This window comes from Bradyrhizobium xenonodulans (genome assembly GCF_027594865.1).
GTDB classification, from domain to species: domain Bacteria; phylum Pseudomonadota; class Alphaproteobacteria; order Rhizobiales; family Xanthobacteraceae; genus Bradyrhizobium; species Bradyrhizobium xenonodulans.
Genome location: NZ_CP089391.1, coordinates 3,523,797 through 3,545,921, shown reverse-complemented (window position 1 = coordinate 3,545,921; position 22,125 = coordinate 3,523,797). Strand labels below are relative to the sequence as shown.

At 65.2% G+C, this 22,125-nt stretch carries 19 protein-coding genes and 1 pseudogene; 7 read left to right on the top strand and 13 right to left on the bottom strand.

Annotated elements, in window-relative coordinates; all coding sequences use genetic code 11:
• Positions 1-202: 202 nt before the first annotated feature.
• The 6 genes from radA to I3J27_RS16415 all read left to right on the top strand — a co-directional run bounded on the left by radA (position 203) and on the right by I3J27_RS16415 (position 7,448).
• Positions 203-1,648, top strand: a complete 1,446-nt coding sequence (gene radA / locus I3J27_RS16440; protein ID WP_270171255.1) for a DNA repair protein RadA — start codon at positions 203-205, stop codon at positions 1,646-1,648.
• 166 nt (positions 1,649-1,814) lie between these two features.
• Positions 1,815-2,444 carry a CvpA family protein gene (locus I3J27_RS16435; protein ID WP_270171253.1) on the top strand — a complete coding sequence of 210 codons (630 nt, stop codon included), beginning with the start codon at positions 1,815-1,817 and terminating at the stop codon, positions 2,442-2,444.
• Between the two features lie 27 nt (positions 2,445-2,471).
• The gene (gene purF / locus I3J27_RS16430) at positions 2,472-3,983 is read left to right on the top strand and encodes an amidophosphoribosyltransferase (RefSeq protein ID WP_270171251.1); all 1,512 of its coding nucleotides are present in this window, start codon (positions 2,472-2,474) and stop codon (positions 3,981-3,983) included.
• 102 nt (positions 3,984-4,085) lie between these two features.
• Complete coding sequence (locus tag I3J27_RS16425) at positions 4,086-4,826, top strand: SDR family NAD(P)-dependent oxidoreductase (protein WP_270171249.1); 741 nt, start codon at positions 4,086-4,088, stop codon at positions 4,824-4,826.
• A 77-nt stretch (positions 4,827-4,903) separates the two neighbouring features.
• A complete protein-coding gene (locus I3J27_RS16420; RefSeq protein ID WP_270171247.1) occupies positions 4,904-6,052 on the top strand; it encodes an NHL repeat-containing protein in 1,149 nt (382 codons plus the stop codon).
• Positions 6,053-6,221: 169 nt separating this feature from the next.
• Positions 6,222-7,448, top strand: a complete 1,227-nt coding sequence (locus tag I3J27_RS16415) for an ABC transporter substrate-binding protein (RefSeq protein ID WP_270171245.1) — start codon at positions 6,222-6,224, stop codon at positions 7,446-7,448.
• Positions 7,449-7,618: 170 nt separating this feature from the next.
• Here I3J27_RS16415 and I3J27_RS16410 read toward each other — a convergent pair whose 3' ends face one another.
• From I3J27_RS16410 to I3J27_RS16375, 8 genes and pseudogenes are all read right to left on the bottom strand, one after another.
• The gene (locus I3J27_RS16410) at positions 7,619-8,875 is read right to left on the bottom strand and encodes a TCR/Tet family MFS transporter (protein WP_270171243.1); all 1,257 of its coding nucleotides are present in this window, start codon (positions 8,873-8,875) and stop codon (positions 7,619-7,621) included.
• On the bottom strand, positions 8,872-10,260 hold the full coding sequence (der, locus tag I3J27_RS16405; protein WP_270171241.1) for a ribosome biogenesis GTPase Der: 1,389 nt from the start codon (positions 10,258-10,260) through the stop codon (positions 8,872-8,874). Before der ends, I3J27_RS16410 begins: the two co-directional genes overlap by 4 nt.
• Positions 10,261-10,310: 50 nt before the next feature.
• Positions 10,311-10,856, bottom strand: a complete 546-nt coding sequence (locus I3J27_RS16400; protein ID WP_270171239.1) for a hypothetical protein — start codon at positions 10,854-10,856, stop codon at positions 10,311-10,313.
• Between the two features lie 32 nt (positions 10,857-10,888).
• On the bottom strand, positions 10,889-11,542 hold the full coding sequence (locus I3J27_RS16395) for a tetratricopeptide repeat protein (protein ID WP_270171237.1): 654 nt from the start codon (positions 11,540-11,542) through the stop codon (positions 10,889-10,891).
• Between the two features lie 168 nt (positions 11,543-11,710).
• Positions 11,711-13,302 (bottom strand): annotated as a pseudogene (locus I3J27_RS16390) (class I adenylate-forming enzyme family protein).
• Positions 13,303-13,436: 134 nt separating this feature from the next.
• Positions 13,437-14,021: an NnrU family protein gene (locus I3J27_RS16385; RefSeq protein WP_270171235.1), complete on the bottom strand. Its 585-nt coding sequence runs from the start codon at positions 14,019-14,021 to the stop codon at positions 13,437-13,439.
• A 194-nt stretch (positions 14,022-14,215) separates the two neighbouring features.
• Positions 14,216-14,794: a UCP034077 family protein gene (locus tag I3J27_RS16380; protein WP_270172819.1), complete on the bottom strand. Its 579-nt coding sequence runs from the start codon at positions 14,792-14,794 to the stop codon at positions 14,216-14,218.
• A gap of 259 nt (positions 14,795-15,053) precedes the next feature.
• On the bottom strand, positions 15,054-16,676 hold the full coding sequence (locus tag I3J27_RS16375) for a peptide chain release factor 3 (RefSeq protein WP_270171233.1): 1,623 nt from the start codon (positions 16,674-16,676) through the stop codon (positions 15,054-15,056).
• A gap of 158 nt (positions 16,677-16,834) precedes the next feature.
• Between I3J27_RS16375 and sugE the strand changes: the two genes are divergently transcribed.
• On the top strand, positions 16,835-17,149 hold the full coding sequence (gene sugE / locus I3J27_RS16370; protein ID WP_270171231.1) for a quaternary ammonium compound efflux SMR transporter SugE: 315 nt from the start codon (positions 16,835-16,837) through the stop codon (positions 17,147-17,149).
• Here the strand turns inward: sugE and I3J27_RS16365 are convergent.
• The 5 genes from I3J27_RS16365 to I3J27_RS16345 form a co-directional block, all read right to left on the bottom strand.
• Positions 17,142-18,149 carry an inorganic phosphate transporter gene (locus tag I3J27_RS16365; RefSeq protein WP_270171229.1) on the bottom strand — a complete coding sequence of 336 codons (1,008 nt, stop codon included), beginning with the start codon at positions 18,147-18,149 and terminating at the stop codon, positions 17,142-17,144. The genes sugE and I3J27_RS16365 overlap by 8 nt on opposite strands.
• A gap of 10 nt (positions 18,150-18,159) precedes the next feature.
• Positions 18,160-18,804 (bottom strand): DUF47 domain-containing protein, encoded by a 645-nt coding sequence (locus I3J27_RS16360; protein WP_270171227.1) that lies wholly within the window; start codon positions 18,802-18,804, stop codon positions 18,160-18,162.
• 154 nt (positions 18,805-18,958) lie between these two features.
• Positions 18,959-19,927 (bottom strand): branched-chain amino acid ABC transporter permease, encoded by a 969-nt coding sequence (locus I3J27_RS16355; RefSeq protein WP_270171225.1) that lies wholly within the window; start codon positions 19,925-19,927, stop codon positions 18,959-18,961.
• A 1-nt stretch (position 19,928) separates the two neighbouring features.
• The gene (locus I3J27_RS16350) at positions 19,929-20,798 is read right to left on the bottom strand and encodes a branched-chain amino acid ABC transporter permease (RefSeq protein ID WP_270171223.1); all 870 of its coding nucleotides are present in this window, start codon (positions 20,796-20,798) and stop codon (positions 19,929-19,931) included.
• 72 nt (positions 20,799-20,870) lie between these two features.
• A complete protein-coding gene (locus tag I3J27_RS16345; protein WP_270171221.1) occupies positions 20,871-22,094 on the bottom strand; it encodes an ABC transporter substrate-binding protein in 1,224 nt (407 codons plus the stop codon).
• Positions 22,095-22,125: the final 31 nt, after the last annotated feature.

Genomic DNA, 22,125 nt, shown 5'->3' with positions numbered 1-22,125 from the left:
TGTTATCGCCACCCCATATTAGTTCCGTAACTGGACCTGTGTCCGCTAACATTTGGCAAAGTCCGGAACTGCGCAGCGGAGCAGAGCTAACGAAGGGTGTATCGGCGGCCGTGAATTGCGCTCATCGGGGCGCTGGCGATCGCCGTCACCGCCTGCCATTCCGTGCTATCAGCAAACTAGATCCCTCCGACTCGCTGTCCCCATGGCCAAGAACACGCTTTCCTTCGTCTGCCAGAACTGCGGCGCGGCCTATAACCGCTGGCAGGGCAAGTGCGAGTCCTGCGGCGAGTGGAATACGCTCGCCGAGGAGGATGCGACCGGCAGCGTGCCGGTCTCGATCCGCTCCAAGCGCAAGGGCCGGACCTTTGCGCTGGAGAGCCTCGCCGGAAAGAGCCCGGACGCGCCGCGCCTCTCCTCCGGGATGACCGAGCTCGACCGCGTCACCGGCGGCGGCTTCGTCCGCGGCTCGGTGCTGCTGGTCGGCGGCGATCCCGGCATCGGCAAATCGACGCTGCTGACGCAGGCGACCAGCCTGATGGCGCGTGCCGGCCACCGCATCGTCTATATTTCCGGTGAAGAAGCCATCGCCCAGGTGCGGTTGCGCGCCGAGCGGCTCGGGCTGTCGGACGCGCCGGTGCAGCTCGCTGCCGAGACCTCGGTCGAGGACATCGTCTCGACGCTGTCGGAAGGCGCGGTGCCCAGGCTGATCGTGATCGATTCGATCCAGACCATGTGGACCGACACGGTGGAATCCGCCCCCGGCACCGTCACCCAGGTGCGCGCCTCGGCACAGGCCCTGATCCGCTTTGCGAAAAAGACCGGCGCCGCCATTATCCTGGTCGGCCACGTCACCAAGGACGGCCAGATCGCGGGCCCCCGCGTGGTCGAGCACATGGTCGATGCAGTGATGTCGTTCGAGGGCGAAGGCTCGCAGCAATTCCGCATCCTGCGCGCCGTGAAGAACCGATTCGGCCCGACCGACGAGATCGGCGTGTTCGAGATGACCGGGCTTGGCCTGCGCGAGGTCACCAACCCCTCCGAGTTGTTCCTGTCCGAGCGCGATCTCGGCACGCCCGGCACCGCCGTCTTCGCAGGAATCGAGGGCACAAGGCCCGTTCTGGTCGAATTGCAGGCGCTGGTGGCGCCGACCTCGCTCGGCACCCCGCGGCGGGCCGTGGTCGGCTGGGACCAGAGCCGGCTCTCGATGGTGCTGGCGGTGCTCGAGGCCCATTGCGGGGTCAAGCTGTCGGGCCACGACGTCTATCTGAACGTCGCCGGCGGCCTGCGCATCCACGAGCCGGCGGCCGACATGGCCGCCGCGGCCGCGCTGGTGTCGTCCCTGGTTAACGCGCAGTTACCCACCGATGCGGTCTATTTCGGCGAGATTTCGCTCTCCGGCGTGATCCGGCCGGTGGCGCAGACCCCGGCCCGGCTCAAGGAAGCGGTCAAGCTGGGCTTCAAGCGCGCCGTGCTGCCCGAATCGGCCCGCGGCGATCCCGGCGGTGATGCCGGATTGTCCCTGAACGCGGTCAACAGCCTGACCACGCTGGTCGCCGAGATCGCCGCCAAGGGCTCGCGCCGCGGCGACTCGTCGTCGCCGGCGGAGAAAAATGCCACACCGGCAAGATTCCGCCGTGGAGAGGGTTAGGTGGAGGTGACGTCCCCCGCCCCCGCCGCTATACAGCCGTCACAAAAGCAGCATGGGATTGCGTGGTTGCGGCCTTGCCGGGAACGCCGTCTGGCCCTCACTTAGGGCGATGGCCAAGCACCGATTCGCTGAGCACCTTTGACGTACGAGCGGACCCGACCAGCCGATGCCAGTAACACTCCTCGACCTGATCCTGCTCGGTGTGATGCTGATCTCGGGCCTGCTCGCCATGGTCCGCGGCTTCATGCGCGAAATCCTGTCGATCGCGGCCTGGGGCACTGCCGCGATCGTGACGCTGTACTCGTTCTCGAAGCTGCTGCCGACCGCAAAAACCTATTTCAACAACGACACGGTCGCGAGCGTGGTCGTCGTTGCCGGCGTGTTTGTCGGTACCCTGGTCGTGGTCTCCGTCATCACGGTCCGGATCTCCGACATGATCCTGGATTCGCGCATCGGCGCGCTGGACCGCACCCTGGGTTTCCTGTTCGGGCTGGCTCGCGGGCTTTTGATCGTGGTGGTCGCGTTCCTGTTCTTCACCTGGCTGGTGCCGGACAAGCAGCGCCCGGACTGGGTCGCGGGGGCCAAGTCCCGCGTGGTGCTCCAGGGAACCGGGGATTGGCTGATGTCCCTCTTGCCTGACGACCCCGAGAACACCATCTTGAAGAGATTCAAGAAAAACAAACCAGATGATGATCAAGCTGATTCCGAGCAGCAGCCTTCGGGCAGTGGCGACGGATACAGTAAATCGGCTCGTGACGGCATGAAGAAGCTGCTCGAGAAACCTGCGGCGCGTTGATTGGCCCTAAAGAGAGGCGCGGACGAGATGCGACACCCTGACCAGGACGCCCAGCTTGACCACGATCTCGGCCCCGCCGCGCTCGAGCTACAGGATGACCTGGAGGGGGATACGCTGCGCGAGGAATGCGGCGTCTTCGGCATCTACGGACATCCGGACGCGGCCGCCATCACGGCCCTCGGCCTCCACGCCCTTCAGCATCGCGGCCAGGAAGCCGCCGGCATCGTTTCCTATGACGGCGGCCGCTTTCACAGTGAACGCCGCCTCGGTCTCGTCGGCGACACCTTTTCCCGTCGCGAGGTGATCGACCGCCTGCCCGGCACCATGGCGGTTGGCCATGTCCGCTACGCCACCACCGGTGCCACCATCCTGCGCAACGTGCAGCCGCTGTTCGCCGAGCTCAATGCCGGCGGCCTCGCGGTCGCCCACAACGGCAACCTCTCCAACGGCCTGACGCTGCGCCGCGAGCTCGTCAAGAGCGGCGCGATGATGCAGTCGACGTCCGACACCGAGGTGATCCTGCACCTGGTCGCGCGCTCCAGGCGCAGCCGCTTCATCGAGCGCTATATCGACGCGCTGCGCGAGATCGAGGGCGCCTATGCCCTGGTGTCGCTCACCAACAAGAAGCTGGTCGGCGCGCGCGATCCCCGCGGCATCCGTCCGCTGGTGCTGGGCGAGCTCGACGGCTGCCCGATCCTGACGTCGGAGACGTGCGCGCTCGACATCATCGGCGCGCGCTTCGTGCGCGACATCGAACCTGGCGAAGTCATCGTGTTCGACGAGAACGGCCAGGACATCCACAAGCCGTTCCCGCCGATGGCGCCGCGTCCCTGCATCTTCGAATACATCTATTTCTCGCGTCCGGATTCTATCGTCCACGGCCGCTCGGTCTACGAGGTGCGCAAGGCCTTTGGCGCCCAGCTCGCACGCGAGAGCCATGTCGAGGTCGACGTCGTGGTGCCGGTGCCGGATTCCGGCGTGCCCGCCGCGGTCGGCTACAGCCAGCATTCCGGCGTACCGTTCGAGCTCGGCATCATCCGCAACCACTATGTCGGTCGCACCTTCATCCAGCCGACACAGGCGATCCGCGAATCCGGCGTGCGCATGAAGCATTCGGCGAACCGCGCCGCGATCGAGGGCAAGCGCATCATCCTGATCGACGACTCGCTGGTGCGCGGCACCACCTCGAAGAAGATCGTGCGCATGATGCGAGATGCCGGGGCCAAGGAAGTGCACTTCCGCCTCGCTTCGCCGCCGATCCTCTATCCCGACTACTACGGCATCGACCTGCCCGACCGCGGCGGCCTGCTGGCGGCAACACATTCGATGGAAGAGATGCGCGAGATCATCGGGGCCGACTCGCTCGCCTTCCTCTCGATCGACGGCATGTACCGCGCGATGGGCGAGCCAGGCCGCGACCCCGCCAATCCGAAGTTTGCGGATCATTGCTTCACCGGGGCTTATCCGACCCACCTCACCGACCAGACCCAGACCGAGCAGCAGCCGCGGCAATTGTCGCTGCTGGCGGAAGCGAGCTGACGACGCAGCCATCTGGATTGCGGGCTCGGTCCTCACGGACCGCCCCGCGATGACGGCGTTGTGGGGGCTTGTCCCGGCCACCCACGCCTGTAAAACCGCGCCATGACAAAACTCCTCGCCGACCGCATCGCTCTCGTCACCGGCGCCTCGCGCGGCATCGGCTTCGCCACGGCACGCGCGCTCGCCAGGGCCGGCGCGCATATCGTTGCGGTTGCGCGGACGCAGGGCGGGCTGGAAGAGCTCGACGACGAGATCCGCAAGGACGGCGGCAGTGCCACGCTGGTGCCGCTCAACCTCACGGACTCCGACGGCATCGCGCGGCTCGGGGCCGGCCTGCACGAACGCTACGGCAAGCTCGACATCCTCGTCGGCAATGCCGGCGTGCTCGGTCCCTCCTCGCCGGTCGGCCATATCGAGCTGAAGGCCTTCACCGATGTGATGGCCGTCAACGTCTCCGCGAACTTCCAGTTGATCCGCTGCATGGAGCCGCTGCTCAAGCAGTCCGATGCGGGCCGCGCGGTGTTCATCACCTCGGGCGCCGCCAACAAGGCAACCGCCTATGTCAGCCCCTACGCCGCCTCCAAGGCCGCACTGGAGACGCTGGCCCGCGCCTGGGCGCAGGAAACCGCGAACACGAAGCTGCGCGTCAATTTGTTCAACCCCGGCCCGGTCCGCACCCGCATGCGCGCAACCCTGATGCCGGGCGAGGATCCGGCGACGCTCGACACGGCCGAGCAGGTCGCCGAATTCATCGTGCCGATGTGCGCGCCCAGCTGGACCGAGACCGGCAAGTTCTACGATTACAAGACCCGCAGCCTGATGAGCTTCCGCGCGCCGGCCTGATTGACTTGAGCACCTCCCCGCGATTGACTGCCCGCGCTGAAGCGGCAGCAAGCCGCAAGCAAAAAAGGGAGGTCGCCATGGCGTCATGGCATGATCGCGCAGGCTTTTTGCGTGCGCTCGCAAAAGTCTCTCAGGCCCTCGCCATCCTGATTGCAGCCATCGCCTTCGCACTTCCTCGTGTTGCGACTGCCGGCGACGTCCCGACCTTCGCGGTCGATCCCTCCTGGCCGAAGCCGCTGCCGAACAACTGGATCCTCGGACAGGTCGGCGGCATCACCGTGGACTGGCAGGGCCACATCTGGGTGATCCATCGCCCGCGCTCGCTGACCGACGACGAGAAAGGCGCAAGCCTCAACCCGCCGCGCTCCAAGTGCTGCGTGTCGGCGCCGCCCGTGCTCGAATTCGATAGCGACGGCAATCTGCTGCGGTCCTGGGGCGGTCCGGGCCAGGGCTATGAATGGGTCGGCCGCGAGCACGGCATCGAGGTCGACGAGCGCGGTTTCGTCTGGGTCGGCGGCAATGCCGACAACGACAACGCCATCCTGAAGTTCTCGCTCGACGGCAAGTTCGTCGCCCAGATCGGCAAGATCGCGCCGAGCCTCGGCAGCAACGACACCACGCAGCTCGGCAAGCCCGCGGAGACCGCGATCGACAAGGACGCCAACGAAATCTACGTCGCCGACGGCTATGGCAACCGCCGCGTCATCGTGTTCGACGCGACCACGCTCGCCTACAAGCGGCACTGGGGCGCCTACGGCAACAAGCCTGACGACAGCAAGCAGGTCCCCTACGATCCCAAGGCGCCGGTCGCCCAGCAATTCGGCAACCCCGTCCACTGCGTGAAGCTTGCGAATGACGGGCTCGTCTACGTCTGCGACCGCATCAACAACCGCATCCAGGTGTTTCGGAAGGACGGCACCTTCGTGAAGGAGTTCTTCTTCGAGAAGAACACGCTCGGCAACGGCGCGGTGTGGGACATCGCGATCTGGCCCGATCCGAAGCAGACCTATCTGCTCAGCGCCGACGGCGAGAACAACGAGATCCGGGTCATCAAGCGCGACGACGGCAGCGTGGTCGGCAGCTTCGGCCATAACGGCCGCAACGCCGGTCAATTCCACTGGGTGCACGCCATGGCGATCGACGCGAGGGGTAACGTCTATACCGCCGAGGTCGATACCGGAAAGCGCATCCAGAAATTCAAGCTGACCTCGGACGCGCTCAAATAGCGTCTCAACACATTTTGCCCAAAAGTTAACCGACGGATGACGCTGCGACGAAAGCGTCATCCGGCTTTAGGCGCATTGCCGGGACCTGCGGGACACGGTAGAGCCATCAGCCGGAACAAGGCTCCTTGAAGAGAGCCGTCCGCATATTTGACAATGGAGGAAACCTTTCATGACGACGACGTTCGCGCGCCGCTCCGCGGCCCTTCTTGCCTGCGCCGCTTTCGGTTTTGCCACATCCGCCTACGCCCAGGACAAGACCGTCAAGATCGGCGTGCTCAACGACATGTCGAGCCTCTATGCCGACATCGGCGGCCCGAACTCCGTGGTTGCCATCAAGATGGCGGTCGAGGATTCCGGCCTGCTCAAGAAGGGCTGGAAGATCGACGTGCTCAGCGGCGATCACCAGAACAAGCCCGACGTCGGCGTCAACATCGCCCGGCAATGGATCGACAACGACAAGGTCGACGCGATCGCGGACACGCCGAGCTCGGGCGTAGCGCTTGCGGTGAGCAACCTCGTCAAGGAGAAGAATGCGGTGCTGCTCAATTCGGGTGCGGCCACCGCGGACCTCACCGGCAAGGCCTGCACACCGAACACCATCTCCTATACCTACGACACCTACATGCTCGCCAACGGCACCGGCAAGGCGCTGACCAAGGCGGGGGGCGACAGCTGGTTCTTCCTGACCGCCGACTATGCGTTCGGTCATGCGCTGGAGCGCGACACCAGCGCCGTCGTCACCGCCAATGGCGGCAAGGTGCTCGGCGGCGTCAAGCACCCGCTCAACACCGCGGACTTCTCGTCCTTTCTGCTGCAGGCGCAATCGTCGAAGGCCAAGATCATCGGCCTCGCCAATGCGGGCGGCGACACCACGAACGCCATCAAGCAGGCGGCCGAGTTCGGCGTCGTCCAGGGCGGCCAGAAACTCGCCGCGCTGCTGCTGTTCATCAATGACGTGCACTCCCTGGGCCTCAAGACCGCGCAGGGCCTGACCTTCACCGAATCGTTCTACTGGGACCTGAACGACAAGACCCGCGAATGGTCCAAGCGCTTCCAGGCGCAGGCCAGCAAGAACGCGATGCCGTCGATGACGCAGGCCGGCAACTACGCGATGGTGCTGCACTATCTCAAGGCGATGGAAGCCCTCGGCGGCAATCCGCATGACGGCGCCAAGGTGGTCGCCAAGATGAAGGAGCTGCCGACCGACGATCCGCTGTTCGGCAACGGGCCCTTGCGCCAGGACGGACGCCGCTTGATCCCGGCCTATCTGTTCGAGGTGAAGAAGCCCGAGGAGTCGAAGGGTCCGTGGGACTATTACAAGCAGATCGCCACGATCTCGGCGGAAGACGCGGCCAAGCCGCTCAAGGACAGCGACTGTCCGCTGGTGAAGAAGTGACCGCATAGCGGTCATTCCTGCTCAACAATATTATGCCCGGGCTCGTCCCGGGCATTTTCGCTTTGGGCTCAGGAAACAGCCACCGTAGGGTGGGCAAAGCGGAGCGTGCCCACCAGTTCTTCGTATCATGGCGGGATCGTGGGCACGGCGCTTACGCGCCTTTGCCCACCCTACGGGACCGTCTTTGTGGTCGCCACCGTCCGCATCGCGATCATCACGCACACCACCATCAGCACCGCCGCAAGCAGGAACGGCGCGCCGGGCAGATGCAGCGGCGCGCTGGTGCCGATGAAGTACGAAAACGTCAGCGTGAACAGGAACGGGCCGACGAGTTGCGATACGCTCTGCACGCTCGCGGCTGCGCCCTGCAACTGGCCCTGCTGATCGGGCGCGACCAGCCGCGTCATCAGCGATTGCATGGCGGCGCCCGAGATGCCCCACAACGACAGCACGGGAATGCCGAGCCAGGAGAGCGGCCCGGTCGGCGCAGCGCCCAGGACCGCGAAGCCGAGCGCGCCACAGCACAGGCCCATCACCAGCGCGTTGCGTTCGCCGAGGAAGCGCACGATCGGCCCGATCGCGAGCCCCTGCACCACCATGGCGCAGATGCCGACCATCGCGAGCGTCAGCCCCACCGTCTTGGAATCCCAGCCATAGCGATAAGTCGCATAGAGCACGAAGGTCGAGGGCAGCACGACGTGCGCGACCTGCGAAATGAAATTGACGACCGACAACGCGGCCAGCGCCGCGTCGGACCGCAGCAAATGCAGAGCGCCGACCGGATTGGCGCTCTTCCAGCGGAACGGCGCGCGCTTGTCGGGCGCCAGCGATTCCGGCAGGACGAAGAGCCCATAGAGCGCATTGGCGAGACTGAGCGCAGCCGAGGCCCAAAACGGCAGCCGCGGATCGATATCGCCGAGAAGGCCGCCGAGCGCCGGGCCCAGGATGAAGCCGGCACCGAAGGCAGCCCCGATCCTGCCGAAGATCGCCGCGCGGCGCTCCGGTGGCGTGATGTCGGCGATATAGGCAAACGCGGTCGAAATGCTCGCCGAGGTGATGCCAGAGATGACGCGGCCGATGAACAGCCAGACCAGCGACGGCGCCAGCGCCATCAGCACGTAGTCGGCCGCGAGGCCGAAATTCGACAGCAGCACCACCGGCCGGCGTCCGAAGCGATCCGACAGCGCGCCCAGCACCGGCGAGAACACGAACTGCATCAGCGCCCACGCGGTGCCGAACAGGCCGAAGATCCGGGCCGCATGCGCGGTGTCGTTGTCGACGAAGCTCTCGATCAGCTTGGGCAGGATCGGCATGATCACGCCAAGCGCGAGCATGTCGAGCAGGATGGTGACGAAGATGAAGGCGACCGCACCGCGCCGGACCGGCGCAGCGCCTTGCGCCATCGCCTCGCCGGCATCGTTGCTCACGACGGCCGCTTGCGCTTGTGGGCGAACGGGTTGGCCTTCTCGCGCAGGGTGATGCGCACCGGCGTGCCCGGCAGCTCGAAACTCTCACGCATGGAATTGGTCAAATAGCGCAAATAGGACTGCGGTACCGCGTCCGCACGCGAGCAGAACAGCACGAAGCTCGGCGGACGCGCCTTGTTCTGCGTGATGTAGTTCAGCTTCAGCCGGCGGCCGGACACCGCGGGCGGCGGATTGGCCTGCACCGCCTGCTCGAACCAGCGATTGAGCGCGGAGGTCGGCACGCGCCTGTTCCAGACCGCGTAGGCGTCCTGGATCGCCTGCATCAGGCGATCGATGCCCTCGCCCATCAGGCCCGATACCGCGACGATCGGCACGCCTTTGACCTGCGGCAGCCAATGGTCGGCGTCGCGGCGAAGAGTCGAGATGGCGCCGCCGCCCTTGGTCTCCATCAGATCCCATTTGTTGACGGCGAGCACGACCGCGCGGCCCTCGCGCTCGATCAGATCGGCGATGCGCAAATCCTGCTCCTCGAAGCGGTTCTGCGTGTCCATCATCAGCACGACGACTTCGGCAAAACGCACCGCGCGCAGCGCGTCGGCGACCGAGAGCTTTTCCAGCTTCTCCTCGATACGCGAGCGCCGGCGCAGGCCCGCGGTATCGAACACGCGAAAATCGCGGCCCTTCCAGTTGATCTCGACCGCGATGGAATCGCGCGTGGTGCCGGCTTCGGGGCTGGTCAGCAGCCGCTCCTCGCCGAGCAGATGGTTGATCAGCGTCGACTTGCCGGCATTGGGCCGGCCGACGATGGCGACCCGGATCGGGCGCGTCGCGGCCTCTTCCTCGGTGAGCGGCGCGCCGTCCTCGTCTTCGTCCTGGTCTTCCTCGACGGGCTCCGGCATCAGTTCGCGGAGCGCGTCATAGAGCTCGCCCATGCCCTCGCCGTGCTCGGCCGAGATCTGGATGGGATCGCCGAGGCCGAGCGCAAAGGCCTCCATCGCGCCGGCATCGCCGTGCTTGCCCTCGCTCTTGTTGGCGACCAGCAGCACCGGCTTGTTGGCCTTGCGGGCGAAATCGGCGAAGGCGCGGTCGTTCGGCGTGAGGCCGATGCGGGCGTCAATGACGAAGAACAGCGCGTCAGCCTGCGCGATCGCGGCCTCCGTCTGCTCCTGCATGCGCGCGGTCAGCGAGCCCTTGGCGCCTTCGTCGAGGCCGGCGGTGTCGATAATGGTGAATTCTAGATCGCCGAGCCTGGCCTCGCCCTCGCGGCGGTCGCGGGTGACGCCCGGCAAATCATCGACGAGCGCGAGCTTCTGCCCAACCAGGCGGTTGAACAGCGTCGATTTGCCGACATTGGGCCGGCCGATGATGGCGATCGTGAAGGACATCGGTCATTCGTGCGCTGCGAGAGCTGCGCCTGTCAATGCAATGGAAAATATCAGCGCGAGAAACCGCCGCTCGGCAACGGTGCCGGGAAAGCGCTCTGCGACTGCTGCTGCGTGGTTTGGGTCGGTTGGGCCTGCTGGGCGGGCTGGTCCGGCGGTGGCGCCGTGGTGCGCCGGCGCACGATCTTCTGCTTGGGCGGCGGAGCAGCCGTGGGCGGCGCGGCCTCCGGCTGGGCCTCGCCATCGACCTCGCCGGCAGGCGCATCGGCCGGCGCGGCTGCGGCAGCGGGCTGTCTGGTCTTCTTCCCCTTGGCACCCTTGGCCGGCTTGGCCTCGGGCGGTGGCTCCGCGGGCAAAGCCGCAACGGCAGGCGCATTCGGATCGGGCTGCTGCTGCGCGCCCTTATACAGGTCCTTCGGCACGCCCTGCTCGAGGCCCGGCACACCTTCCGGGAAGACCGGCTTGCGGTCGCCCGGCAGCTTCTTCTTCGTGTCGAGGAAGTCGAGCATGTCCGTTGGATCGAAGCTGGAGCAGCCACCCAGGACGCCCGTGAAGGCGATCAGGACGGCGGCTGCGATCAAGCGTGGCGTGCGGCGCATCTTGTGTCTCGTTTACGTCAGAGGGCCGTCGGTCAGCTTTTGGCGACGGGCGGCAGCAGGGCCTGGAGCGCCTCCGCGCGCGAGCGCAGGCCCGGCGGCGTTTCGCCATCCTCGGCGATCGCGTCGAGCCATTTGCGGGCTGCGGTCATGTCGTTGTTGCGCCAGGCCGACAGCGCCAGCATCTCGCGGGCGCTGTGGCGGAACGTCGATTTGGGCGCGGCGGAAGGCTCCAGCCGCTGCTGCATGTCGGCATAGGACGCGCTGTCGACCAACAAGCCGGCGGCGCGGATCTTCGCCAGATCCTGCCACTCGCCGCCGATGCTGCGATCGGCGGAGATGTCGTCAAACATCTTGGCGGCCGCCTTGGGATCGCGGGCCCCGGCCTCGGCCGCAGCACGCAGCCGCGCCAGGGTGCGATAGCCCGAGGGAGCCTTGGCGGCGAGCTCGGCGAAAGCGGCCTCGGCCTCGGCGTGCTTGTCCTGGTCGGACAGCTCGGCGGCCTTCTCGAAGGCGGCGCCGGCCTCGGCGGCCTTCTTGCCCTCCAGATACTGATAGCCGCGCCAGCCGCCCACCGCGGCCACGACCAGCACCATCAGGGCGATGAAGACAATCGAATACTTGTCCCACAGCTTCTTGAGCTGTTCGCGACGTACTTCCTCGTCGACTTCGTCAAATAATTCAGACACTTATGCTAATCCCATGCCCGTCCGGGTGCGCGCGCCAAAGCAGTCGCGTCAGGAATCCCGTCCCCCACGTGGCGGCGAGGTACCCTAACGATATGGCGGTGGCAAGGCAAAGCGAGCCCGATCAAGGCGTTAACCACCCGGGAGAGCCCGGAGAGCCGCCTGCCCGGCTCAGGTTCCCAGAAGCTCCCGCAACTGCCGCTTCAGCACCTTGCCATTGGCATTGCGCGGCAGCGGCACGGGCGTGATCGCCATGGTTTCAGGCACCTTGTAGTCGGACAGGCGCTCGGCGCACCAGGCCCGCAAGGCCTCGCTCGCCACCGGGGCGCGCGTCACCACCACGGCGTGGACCCGCTCACCCAGTACCGGGCACGCCCTGGCGATGATCGCGCTTTCGACCACGTCGGGATGGCCGGCCAAGACGGATTCGACCTCGGCGGAATAGATCTTCAGGCCGCCGCGATTGATCATGTCCTTCTGGCGGTCGAACACGCGGACGAAGCCCTCCGCATCGACCGAGCCAAGATCGCCGGAGTGCCAGAATCCGCTGGTGAAGCTCTCGGCCGTGGCCTTCGGGTTGTTCCAGTAGCCCTTGATGACGGAGGCGCTCTGGATCCAGAGCTCGCCGATCTCGCCATGCGGCAGCTCGGGCCATCCGCTCCCATCGCGATGATGCGCGCGCCGGGACACGGCAGGCCGACGCTGTCGATATGGCTCTCCGTCAGCTCGCCCGGCATGATCGTCGAGGGCGACGTCGTCTCGGTCGCGCCGTAGCAGTTCATCAGCTTGAGGCCGGGAATCGTCGCCTTGAGCTTCTCAATCGTCGCGACCGGCATCGGCGCGCCGCCGAAGCCGCCGATGCGCCAGCTCTCGAGGTCATAGCTGTCGAAATCGGACTGCAGCAGGCAGAGATTGTACATCGCCGGCACCATCACGGTGTAGGTGACGCGCTCGCGCGCGGCGAGCTTGAGATAATCGGCCGCCTTGAACTCCGGCATGATGATCAGCGCACCACCGCAGCGGATCATGGTCGTGATGTTGGCGACGACGCCGGTGACATGGCCGAGCGGCACCGCCGCGATGGATCGGTCCGCTTGCGTCAATTGCAGGCAGGACACGAACACCATCGAGGAGTGGACGATGTTGCAATGGGCGAGCATCGCGCCCTTCGGCTTGCCCGTCGTACCCGAGGTGTAGAGGATCATCGCGGTATCCTCCTCACCGACCTCGACCGGCGCGGGGGCCGGCGCGTTGTCCGCGAGCGCGGCGAAGCGTGACAGTGCGGGATCGTGGTCGACGGCGATGCGGTGGATCACATCCGGCACATCGCTCGTATCGGGCAGCCGCTCGGCGAGCGCGGCCTCGTGGATCAGAACTTTGGCGCCGCAATCGGCCAGCACATAGGCGATCTCCGGCTTCTGCTGGCGTGTGCCGAGCAGCACCGTGATCAGCCCCTCATGCGCGGCGGCAAACAGCAGCAGCGGAAATTCGATGCGGTTGCCGAGCAGGATCGCGACGCGGTCGCCGCGCTGCAGGCCGAGCTTGCAAAAGCCTGCAGCGATCCGCGCGGATTGCTCCGCGGCCTGGCGCCAGCTCAGGCGGACCTCACTTGCGACCAACGCCTCGCCGTCGGGATTGCGGGCGCGCGCGTCCGCGATCATCGCCCACAGGCTTGCCGGCCGGTCGCAGAAGGCCGGCACCACCCGATCGCCAAAGCGCGCCTCGAACCGCATCTGCGGGATCTGAGATTGCGACCAGTCCATCGGAATGCCCTGAGCTTGTTGCTTCGTCACGTTCCGTGCACGGCTGCGCGGAACGGTCTTGCGCTGATCGGCTGCCTTTATGTTTGGCGCATGATCTTGTCGGAAAACCGCCGCACACTTTTCCGGATCATGCGCTAGACGCCCATCACGGGAACACCGATCACGACGGGATGGAACGCGAACGCCAGCGCCAGATAGGCGACGATTCCGACCGCGACCGCGATCAGATCGTTGGTGACGCCGCCCACCGGTATCGGCGGGCCGCCGGCGTCAGTACGATGCTTCAGCGAAATGCGGTCATAGACCGCCCAGCCCAGGAAGGAGCCGAACAGGATGATGGAGCCGAGATCGCCATTGGCGAGCAGATGCGCGGCCGCCCACAGCTTGATGCCGGCCAGCATCGGATGCTTCAGCGTCGCATAGATGCGACCGCGCAAATAAGAGGCGACCACGAGAATGACGGCCGGCAGCATCAGCGCGAGCGTGATGTGCTTCAGCGCCTTCGGCGGATACCAGACGTCGATCCAGCCGGTCGCTCGATAATGGGCAAAGCCCCAGATGATCAGCGCCAGCCCCGCAAGCGAGGCCACCGAATAGAGGATCTTGTAGGTCCCCTCGCCCAGCTTCGCGATCGCCTGCGCGCGCGCATCGCGTTTCGTCGTGAAAACGTGGGCCGCGAAAAACAGCACCAGCCCCAGGATCATGACCAGCAGACCCACGACATCCTCCCCGCAAAGCAGCCCCCGCCAATGGCGTATCATCGATTGGCTGCTGGTCGCAACTCTTCCCCTCATGGTGAGGAGGCGCGTCAGCGCCGTCTCGAACCATGAAGGCCCGGCTGCCGCAACAGCGTGGCCTTCATCCTTCGAGACGCGCGCAAGCGCGCTCCTCAGGATGAGGGGATAGAGCTGTGCTACTTCGCGAACTCGCGATTATCGACATAGCGGATCGCGATCGGCCGCCCGGCCAGCGCGCCGCCGAGACCGCTGGTGAATTTCAGCGGCAGGCACGCCTTCAGCGATGAATTGATCGCGTTGAGATAGGTGGTCCGAGTATCCGCGGGGACGCCCGCCGTCGCAAAGGTCAGCCGCGGTGGACCGATCAAACCGCCCGCCTTGTTGAAGCTGAAGCGCACCGCCATCTGCATGCCCGCCCGCGCATTGTCCGAAGGCGGCGACCAGCAGGTGCGCAGCTCGGCGAAGAGGTCGCCGATCGTGTCGAGGTCATGATCGGGCTTTTGATATTTGGCGCGGTCGGCCTCGGGCGGGACGCTCTGGATCGTGAGCTGGAGATTCTGCCCGTAGGGATAATCCATTTCGGGAATGCAGGGGCCGGGCTCGAGCGGGCTGCAATAGGACGGCGTGCAGGGACGGCCGTCGAGCACGCTGCACGGCTCGTGCGAAAAAGGGATCGGATTGATCTGCCGGCGCTGCGCATCGGCGGCGATGGTCGAGATCGCCAGCAGGATGAGAACGAGAATGCCGCGCCACATGCTTTTTGCGCTCAAGATGCCAAGTGATCAAAACGTGGCATCATCAAAGCGCGCGTCAAGCCCGCGGCTGTTCACATGCTCGCGTTTAACCCCGGTGTCGTCGCCCGGCCAGTGCGCAATCGCGCACTAGGACCGGGCGACCCAGTGCTCCGTGACAGTTGTGATGAGGGGCTGCGGCGTACTTGATGCCCCGCCTTCGCGGGGCATGACAACGCAGGGTGGCTCCAGAGCCGAGAGCGTGGCGAGCAGCGAGCCTGCCCTACCCCTTCTTCTTGACGTCCTTGACGTTGGTGAACTCGATCCCCTCGGCGCGTTCCCTGGCGTAGCCGAGATAGAACTCGTTCCTGGCGAGATAGACGGGATCGCCGTCGACGTCGTCGGCAATGCTCGACGTGTTCGCGGCGATGAAGGTATCGAGCTTCTTGCGATCTTCGGACGAAACCCAGCGCGCGAGCTGGAATTCGCTGACCTCGAATTCGACCGGCAGTGAATATTCGGCGTCAAGGCGCGCCTTCAGCACGTCGAGTTGGAGCGCGCCGACCACGCCGACCAGTGCCGGCGCACCGTCGCGCGGGCGGAACACCTGCACGACGCCCTCTTCCGACATCTGCTGAAGCGCTTCTTTCAGCTTCTTGGCCTTCATCGCGTCGGTGAGACGGACGCGGCGGACGATTTCCGGCGCGAAGCTCGGCACGCCGACAAAGGTGAAATCCTCGCCCTCGGTCAGGGTGTCGCCGATGCGCAAGGTGCCGTGATTGGGAATGCCGACGACGTCGCCGGCAAAGGCCTCATCCGCGACCGAGCGGTCCTGTGCGAAGAAGAATTGCGGGCTCGACAGCGGCATACTCTTGCCGGTGCGCACCAGCTTGGCCTTCATGCCGCGGCTGAGCTTGCCGGAGCAGAGGCGCGCAAACGCGATGCGGTCGCGGTGGTTCGGATCCATGTTGGCCTGGATCTTGAACACGAAGGCGCTCATGCGCGGATCGGTGGCTTCAATCTTGCGCTGGTCGCTCTCCTGCGCGCGCGGCTCGGGCGCGAACTTGCCAAGACCTTCGAGCAGGTCGCCGACGCCGAAATTGCGTAGCGCGCTGCCAAAATAGACCGGCGTCAGATGGCCCTCGCGAAATGCTTCCAGCTCGAACGGTTTTGACGCCTCGGTGACGAGTTCGAGTTCGTCCTTCACCGCGGAGGCGTCGAGATTGGCGTTGAGCTTGGCGAGCTCGGCGATCTCGATCTGCTGCGCCGCGCCGGTCTTGGCGCCGCCGCCTTCGAGCAGGCGCACGCCGCCGTTGATGACATCATAGGTGCCGAGGAAGTCGCGGCCGCGACCGACCGGCCAGGTCATCGGCGTGGTGTCGAGCGCCAGCGTCTTCTCGATCTCGTCGAGCAATTCGAAAACGTCGCGGCTCTCGCGGTCCATCTTGTTGATGAAGGTGATGATCGGGATGTCCCGAAGACGGCACACCTCAAACAGTTTTCGCGTGCGCGCCTCGATGCCCTTCGCGGCGTCGATCACCATGACCGCGGAGTCCACCGCCGTCAGCGTGCGATAGGTGTCTTCCGAAAAGTCCTCATGGCCCGGCGTGTCCAGAAGGTTGAACACGAGGCCTTCGAACTCGAAGGTCATGACCGAGGTCACGACCGAGATGCCGCGCTCGCGCTCGATCTTCATCCAGTCCGAACGCGTGTTGCGCCGCTCGCCCTTGGCCTTGACCTGGCCGGCCAGATTGATGGCGCCGCCGAACAGCAGCAGCTTCTCGGTCAGCGTGGTCTTGCCGGCGTCCGGGTGCGAGATGATCGCAAAGGTGCGCCGCCGCGACACTTCAGCGGCAAGCGGGGAACGGGCCGGCGATTCGGCCGTGGTGGTGGCGATGTCGGACATGGCGGCAGCGTTTGGCAGGGAAAATCGGCCGGATCAAGCCTGATCTGGTGATTGCGGAGCCCTTCGGCCAGCCCCATATCGGCCTTCGGGAGGGACGACCCTCCTTTTTCACGCATCCTTGCCCGCGGGGACGACCCTGCCTTGAACGGAGGGTCGTCATGGCCTGGAGCATCCTGTTCGTCGCCGGTCTTCTCGAGATCACCTGGGCGATCGGCCTGAAATACACAGAGGGTTTTACCAGGCTTGTTCCGTCCGTCATCACGCTCGCGGCCATGGCCGGCAGCGTCATCCTGCTCGGGATAGCTCTCAAATCACTGCCCGTCGGAACCGCCTATGCGGTCTGGACCGGGATCGGCGCGGTCGGCACTGCGACACTCGGCATCATCCTGTTCGGCGAGCCGGCCACAGCGTTCCGCCTTGCCAGCATCGGCCTGATCGTCGCCGGTATTGCCGGACTGAAATTCGTTACCTGACGAAGATTTGGACCGCCCACCAGGTCAGCGCTGCGACGATGGCCGAGGCCGGGATGGTGATCACCCAGGCATAGACGATCGAGCTCGCCACGTTCCAGCGCACCGCCGAGACGCGGCGGGCCGCGCCGACGCCGACGATGGCACCGGTGATGGTGTGGGTGGTCGAGACGGGAACGCCGAGGAAGGTCGCCATGAACAGCGTCGCGGCGCCGCCGGTCTCGGCGCAAAAGCCCTGCATCGGGGTCAATTTGGTGATGCGCAGGCCCATGGTGCGGACGATGCGCCAGCCGCCCATCAGCGTGCCCAGTGCCATCGCCGCCTGGCAGGACAGCACGACCCAGAACGGCACCGAGAAGTCGCTGCCGAGATGGCCCTGCGAGTAGAGCAGCACGGCGATGATGCCCATCGTCTTCTGCGCGTCATTGCCGCCATGGCCGAGCGAATAGAGCGAGGCGGAGGCGAATTGCAGGATGCGAAAGGCGCGGTCGACCGCGAACGGCGTCGAGCGCACCGAGGCCCAGGACACGATTGCGACCAGCACCATCGCCAGCAGGAAGCCGACCAGCGGTGACAGCACGATCGCCAGCACCGCCTTGGACAATCCGCTCCACACCGCCGCCGAGATTCCAGCCTTGGCCATGCCGCCGCCGACAAGCCCGCCGATCAGCGCATGCGACGAGGAGGACGGGATGCCGAGGCCCCAGGTCACGAGATTCCAGACGATCGCGCCGACAAGGGCCGCGAAGATCACCTGGGCATCGACGATCGAGGGATCGATGATGCCGGTGCCGATGGTCTGGGCGACGTGGAGGCCGAACACCATGAAGGCGATGAAATTGAAGAACGCGGCCCAGAGCACCGCGAATTGCGGCCGCAGCACGCGGGTCGAGACGATGGTCGCGATCGAATTGGCGGCGTCGTGCAGGCCGTTGAGGAAGTCGAACAGCAGCGCGACGGCGATCAGTCCGACCAGGACGGGAAGACCCAACGCAGCATCCACGGCGCCGCCCCTAGACCTGCTCGATGACGATGCTGTTGATCTCGTTCGCGACGTCGTCGAAGCGATCGGCCACCTTTTCGAGATGGTCGTAGATCTCCGCCCCGACGACGAAATCCATCGCGTTGCCGTCGCGGTGCTTGAGGAACAGTTCCTTCAGCCCGATGTCGTGGAGATCGTCGACCCGGCCCTCCAGCTTGCCCAGCTCCTCCGTGATCGCGGTCAGCATCGCGACGTTCGGGCCGATCGACTGCATCAGCGGCAGCGCCCGGCCGACCAGGTTGGCGCATTCGATCAGGAGCGCGCCGATCTCGCGCATCGGCGGCTCGAAGCTGCGGACCTCGAACAGCATCACGGCCTTGGCCGTCTGCTGCATTTGGTCGATGGCGTCGTCCATCGAGGTGATGAGGTTCTTGATGTCGCCGCGGTCGAACGGGGTGATGAAGGTGCGTCGCACCGCCGTCAGCACCTCACGGGTGATGTTGTCGGCGTCATTCTCGAACTGGTTGACCCGCTGGCAGTAGACCGGCGTCTCCTCGCCCCCGTTGAGCATGCCCTGGAGCGCGATCGAGCCCTGAATCACGGTCTGGGCATGGCGGTCGAACAGGTCGAAGAAGCGTTCTTCCTTGGGCAGGAACGCGCGAAACCATCGCATCATGGGAAGTGGCTACCGGTTGGAAATGGCCCGGCCCAAAAGGACCGTCACAAAACTGTCATAGACCATTTTCGATCCGCGTGCGTCACCTCACGCCCGCGAAGCCGGATCATCCACCACTTTCGCGCGGAGGATAAATTGACTTTAAATCAATGCCTTAGAGCGACCGCCGGAAGTAATGCGCGATTTCGCCGATGACGCCGCGGCGGAAGGTCAGCACACAGATCACGAAGATCGAGCCCTGGATCACCGTCACCCACTGGCCAAACCCTGCCAGATATTGCTGCATGGCGATGATCGCGAAGGCGCCGACCACGGGGCCGAAGATGGTGCCGAGACCGCCGACCAGCGTCATCAGCACGACCTCGCCCGACATCGACCAGTGCACGTCGGTGAGCGAGGCGTTCTGCGCCACGAACACTTTCAGCGATCCGGCAAAGCCGGCCAGCGTGCCCGACAGCACGAACGCCAGGAACTTGTACTGGTCGGTCCGGTAGCCGAGCGAGATCGCGCGCGGCTCGTTCTCGCGGATCGCCTTCAGCACCTCGCCGAACGGCGAGTTGATGATGCGGTAGATCAGCAGGAAGCCGGCGAGGAAGCCGACCAGCACGACGTAGTAGAGCACGGTCGGCTTGGACAGATCGAACACGCCGAACATGTGCCCTTGCGGAATGCCCTGGATGCCGTCCTCACCATGGGTGAACGGCGCCTGGAGGTAGATGAAGTACAGGAGCTGCGACAGCGCCAGGGTGATCATCGAGAAATAGATGCCCTGGCGGCGGATCGAGATGTAGCCGGTGACGATCGAGAGCACGAAAGCCCCCGCGACACCGACGAGGATGCCGAGCTCCGGCGGCAGCGCCCATACCTTCAGCGCATGCGCGCTGCAATAGCCGGCCGTTCCCAGGAACATCGCGTGGCCGAACGACAGCAGGCCGCCATAGCCGATCAGCAGGTTGAAGGCGCAGGCGAGCAGCGCGAAGCACAGCGCCTGCATCACGAAGAACGGGTAGATGCCGCTGAATGGCACCGAGGCCAGCAGCAGCGCCATCACCACGAAGACGATCATTTCGTCGCGAATGGCGCGCGGGGCTACCGGCAGCGTGTCGTCCGTCAAGGCTGTCATGTCAGGCCGCCCTTCCCGTCAATCCCGTTGGCTTCACCAAAAGCACCAACACCATCAGCACGAACACGACGGTGTTGGAGGCCTCGGGGTAGAAATATTTGGTCAGGCCCTCGATCACGCCGAGCGCGAAGCCGGTGATGATGGAGCCCATGATCGATCCCATGCCGCCGATCACGACCACCGCGAACACCACGATGATGAGGTCGGCGCCCATCAGCGGCCGCACCTGGTTGATCGGCGCCGAGAGCACGCCGGCGAGCGCGGCAAGACCGACGCCGAGACCGTAGGTCAGCGTGATCATGCGCGGCACGTTGATGCCGAAGGCGCGCACCAGCGTCGGATTTTCGGTGGCCGCGCGCAAGTAAGCGCCGAGCCGCGTCTTTTCGATCAGGAACCAGGTGGCGATGCACACGATCAGCGAGAAGACGACGACCCAGCCGCGATAGACCGGCAGGAACATGAAGCCGAGATTCATGCCGCCCTTGAGCTGGTCCGGAATGGCGTAAGGCAGGCCCGAGGAGCCGAAATAGTTCTGGAACACGCCCTGCACGATCAGGGCGATGCCGAAGGTCAGGAGCAGCCCATAGAGATGGTCGAGCCCGGTCAGCCATTGCAGCATGGTCCGTTCCAGGATCATGCCGAAGATGCCGACGACGATCGGAGCGATGATCAGTGCGGGCCAGTAGCCGATACTGAGATAATCATTGTTGAGCAGGAAATAGGCGACGAAGGCACCCATCATATAGAGCGCGCCGTGGGCGAAATTGATGATGTTGAGCATGCCGAAGATCACGGCAAGCCCGAGACTGAGCAGCGCGTAGAACGAGCCGTTGATCAGTCCCACCAGTAGCTGAGCGTAAAGAGCCTGCATCGATCCCGCACCCGGTCCCTTCGGCGTTCCCTGAAAGTCGCCCGCGGGCCTGATGGCCTGCGGGCCGTTATCCTACTTCTTCAAGAGCGCGCACTTGCTCTCGGACAGCGGCGTGAAGGCCTGGTCGCCCGGCACCGTGCCGACCAGCTTGTAGAAGTCCCACGGCCCCTTGGACTCCGAGGGCTTCTTCACCTCGAACAGATAGGCGTTGTGGATGGTGCGGCCGTTGGGCTGGATCTCGCCCTTCCCGAACAGATCATCCTCGGTCGGCATCGACTTCATCTTCTCGACGATCTTCGCGCCGTCATGCGAATTGCCGCCGAGCGCTTCCAGCGCCTTGAGGTAGTGGCGCACGCCCGCATAGACGCCGGCCTGCACCATGGTGGGCGGCGCGCTGTTCTTCATCTTCGCGGCGAAGCGCTTGGAGAACGCGCGGGTCTGGTCGTTCATGTCCCAGTAGAAGGTCTCGGTGAAGTTGAGGCCCTGCGCGGTCTCCAGGCCGATCGCCTTGACGTCGGTGAGGAACAGCAGCAGCGCCGCGAGCTTCTGGCCGCCCTTGCCGATGCCGAACTCGGCCGCCTGCTTGATCGTATTGGTGGTGTCGCCGCCGGCATTGGCAAGGCCGATGATCTTGGCCTTGGACGCCTGCGCCTGCAGCAGGAAGGACGAGAAATCCGGCGTGTTCAGCGGATGCTTGACGCCGCCGACCACCTTGCCGCCATTGGCGGTGACGACCGCACTGGTGTCCCGCTCGAGCGCCGCGCCGAAGGCGTAGTCCGCGGTCAGGAAGAACCAGGTGTCGCCGCCAGCCTTCACCAGCGCCTGGCCGGTGGTGTGGGCCAGCATGTAGGTGTCGTAGGTCCAGTGCACGGTGTTGGGCGAGCACTGCGCGTTGCTGAGGTCCGAGGTCGCAGCACCGGAATTGATGTAGACGCCGTTCTTTTCCTTGATGACGTTGTTGACGGCGAGCGCCACGCCGGAATTCGGCACGTCGACGATGATGTCGACCTTCTCGACGTCGAACCACTGCCGCGCGATCGCGGTGCCGATGTCGGGCTTGTTCTGGTGATCGCCCGAGATGATGTCGATCTTCCAGCCCTTCGCAGCAAGGCCCGAATCTTCAACGGCCATCTGCGCGGCGAGGGTCGAGCCGGGTCCGCCGAGGTCGGCGTAGAGCCCGGACTGATCGGACAACGCGCCGATCTTGACGGTCTTGTCCTGCGCGAACGCTGCGCCTGTTGCGGCGAAGGTGAGCGCGGTGGTCAGCAGCAATGACGCAATCGACTTGGTCTTCATGCAACGTTCCTTTTTGAATTCTTCTCGTTGG

Coding starts and splice junctions, on each gene's coding strand:
- radA (WP_270171255.1), top strand. CDS start 203: ATGGCCAAGAACACGCTTTCCTTCGTCTGCCAGAACTGCGGCGCGGCC.
- I3J27_RS16435 (WP_270171253.1), top strand. CDS start 1,815: ATGCCAGTAACACTCCTCGACCTGATCCTGCTCGGTGTGATGCTGATC.
- purF (WP_270171251.1), top strand. CDS start 2,472: ATGCGACACCCTGACCAGGACGCCCAGCTTGACCACGATCTCGGCCCC.
- I3J27_RS16425 (WP_270171249.1), top strand. CDS start 4,086: ATGACAAAACTCCTCGCCGACCGCATCGCTCTCGTCACCGGCGCCTCG.
- I3J27_RS16420 (WP_270171247.1), top strand. CDS start 4,904: ATGGCGTCATGGCATGATCGCGCAGGCTTTTTGCGTGCGCTCGCAAAA.
- I3J27_RS16415 (WP_270171245.1), top strand. CDS start 6,222: ATGACGACGACGTTCGCGCGCCGCTCCGCGGCCCTTCTTGCCTGCGCC.
- der (WP_270171241.1), bottom strand. CDS start 10,260: ATGTCCTTCACGATCGCCATCATCGGCCGGCCCAATGTCGGCAAATCG.
- I3J27_RS16400 (WP_270171239.1), bottom strand. CDS start 10,856: ATGCGCCGCACGCCACGCTTGATCGCAGCCGCCGTCCTGATCGCCTTC.
- I3J27_RS16380 (WP_270172819.1), bottom strand. CDS start 14,794: ATGTGGCGCGGCATTCTCGTTCTCATCCTGCTGGCGATCTCGACCATC.
- I3J27_RS16375 (WP_270171233.1), bottom strand. CDS start 16,676: ATGTCCGACATCGCCACCACCACGGCCGAATCGCCGGCCCGTTCCCCG.
- sugE (WP_270171231.1), top strand. CDS start 16,835: ATGGCCTGGAGCATCCTGTTCGTCGCCGGTCTTCTCGAGATCACCTGG.
- I3J27_RS16360 (WP_270171227.1), bottom strand. CDS start 18,804: ATGATGCGATGGTTTCGCGCGTTCCTGCCCAAGGAAGAACGCTTCTTC.
- I3J27_RS16355 (WP_270171225.1), bottom strand. CDS start 19,927: ATGACAGCCTTGACGGACGACACGCTGCCGGTAGCCCCGCGCGCCATT.
- I3J27_RS16350 (WP_270171223.1), bottom strand. CDS start 20,798: ATGCAGGCTCTTTACGCTCAGCTACTGGTGGGACTGATCAACGGCTCG.
- I3J27_RS16345 (WP_270171221.1), bottom strand. CDS start 22,094: ATGAAGACCAAGTCGATTGCGTCATTGCTGCTGACCACCGCGCTCACC.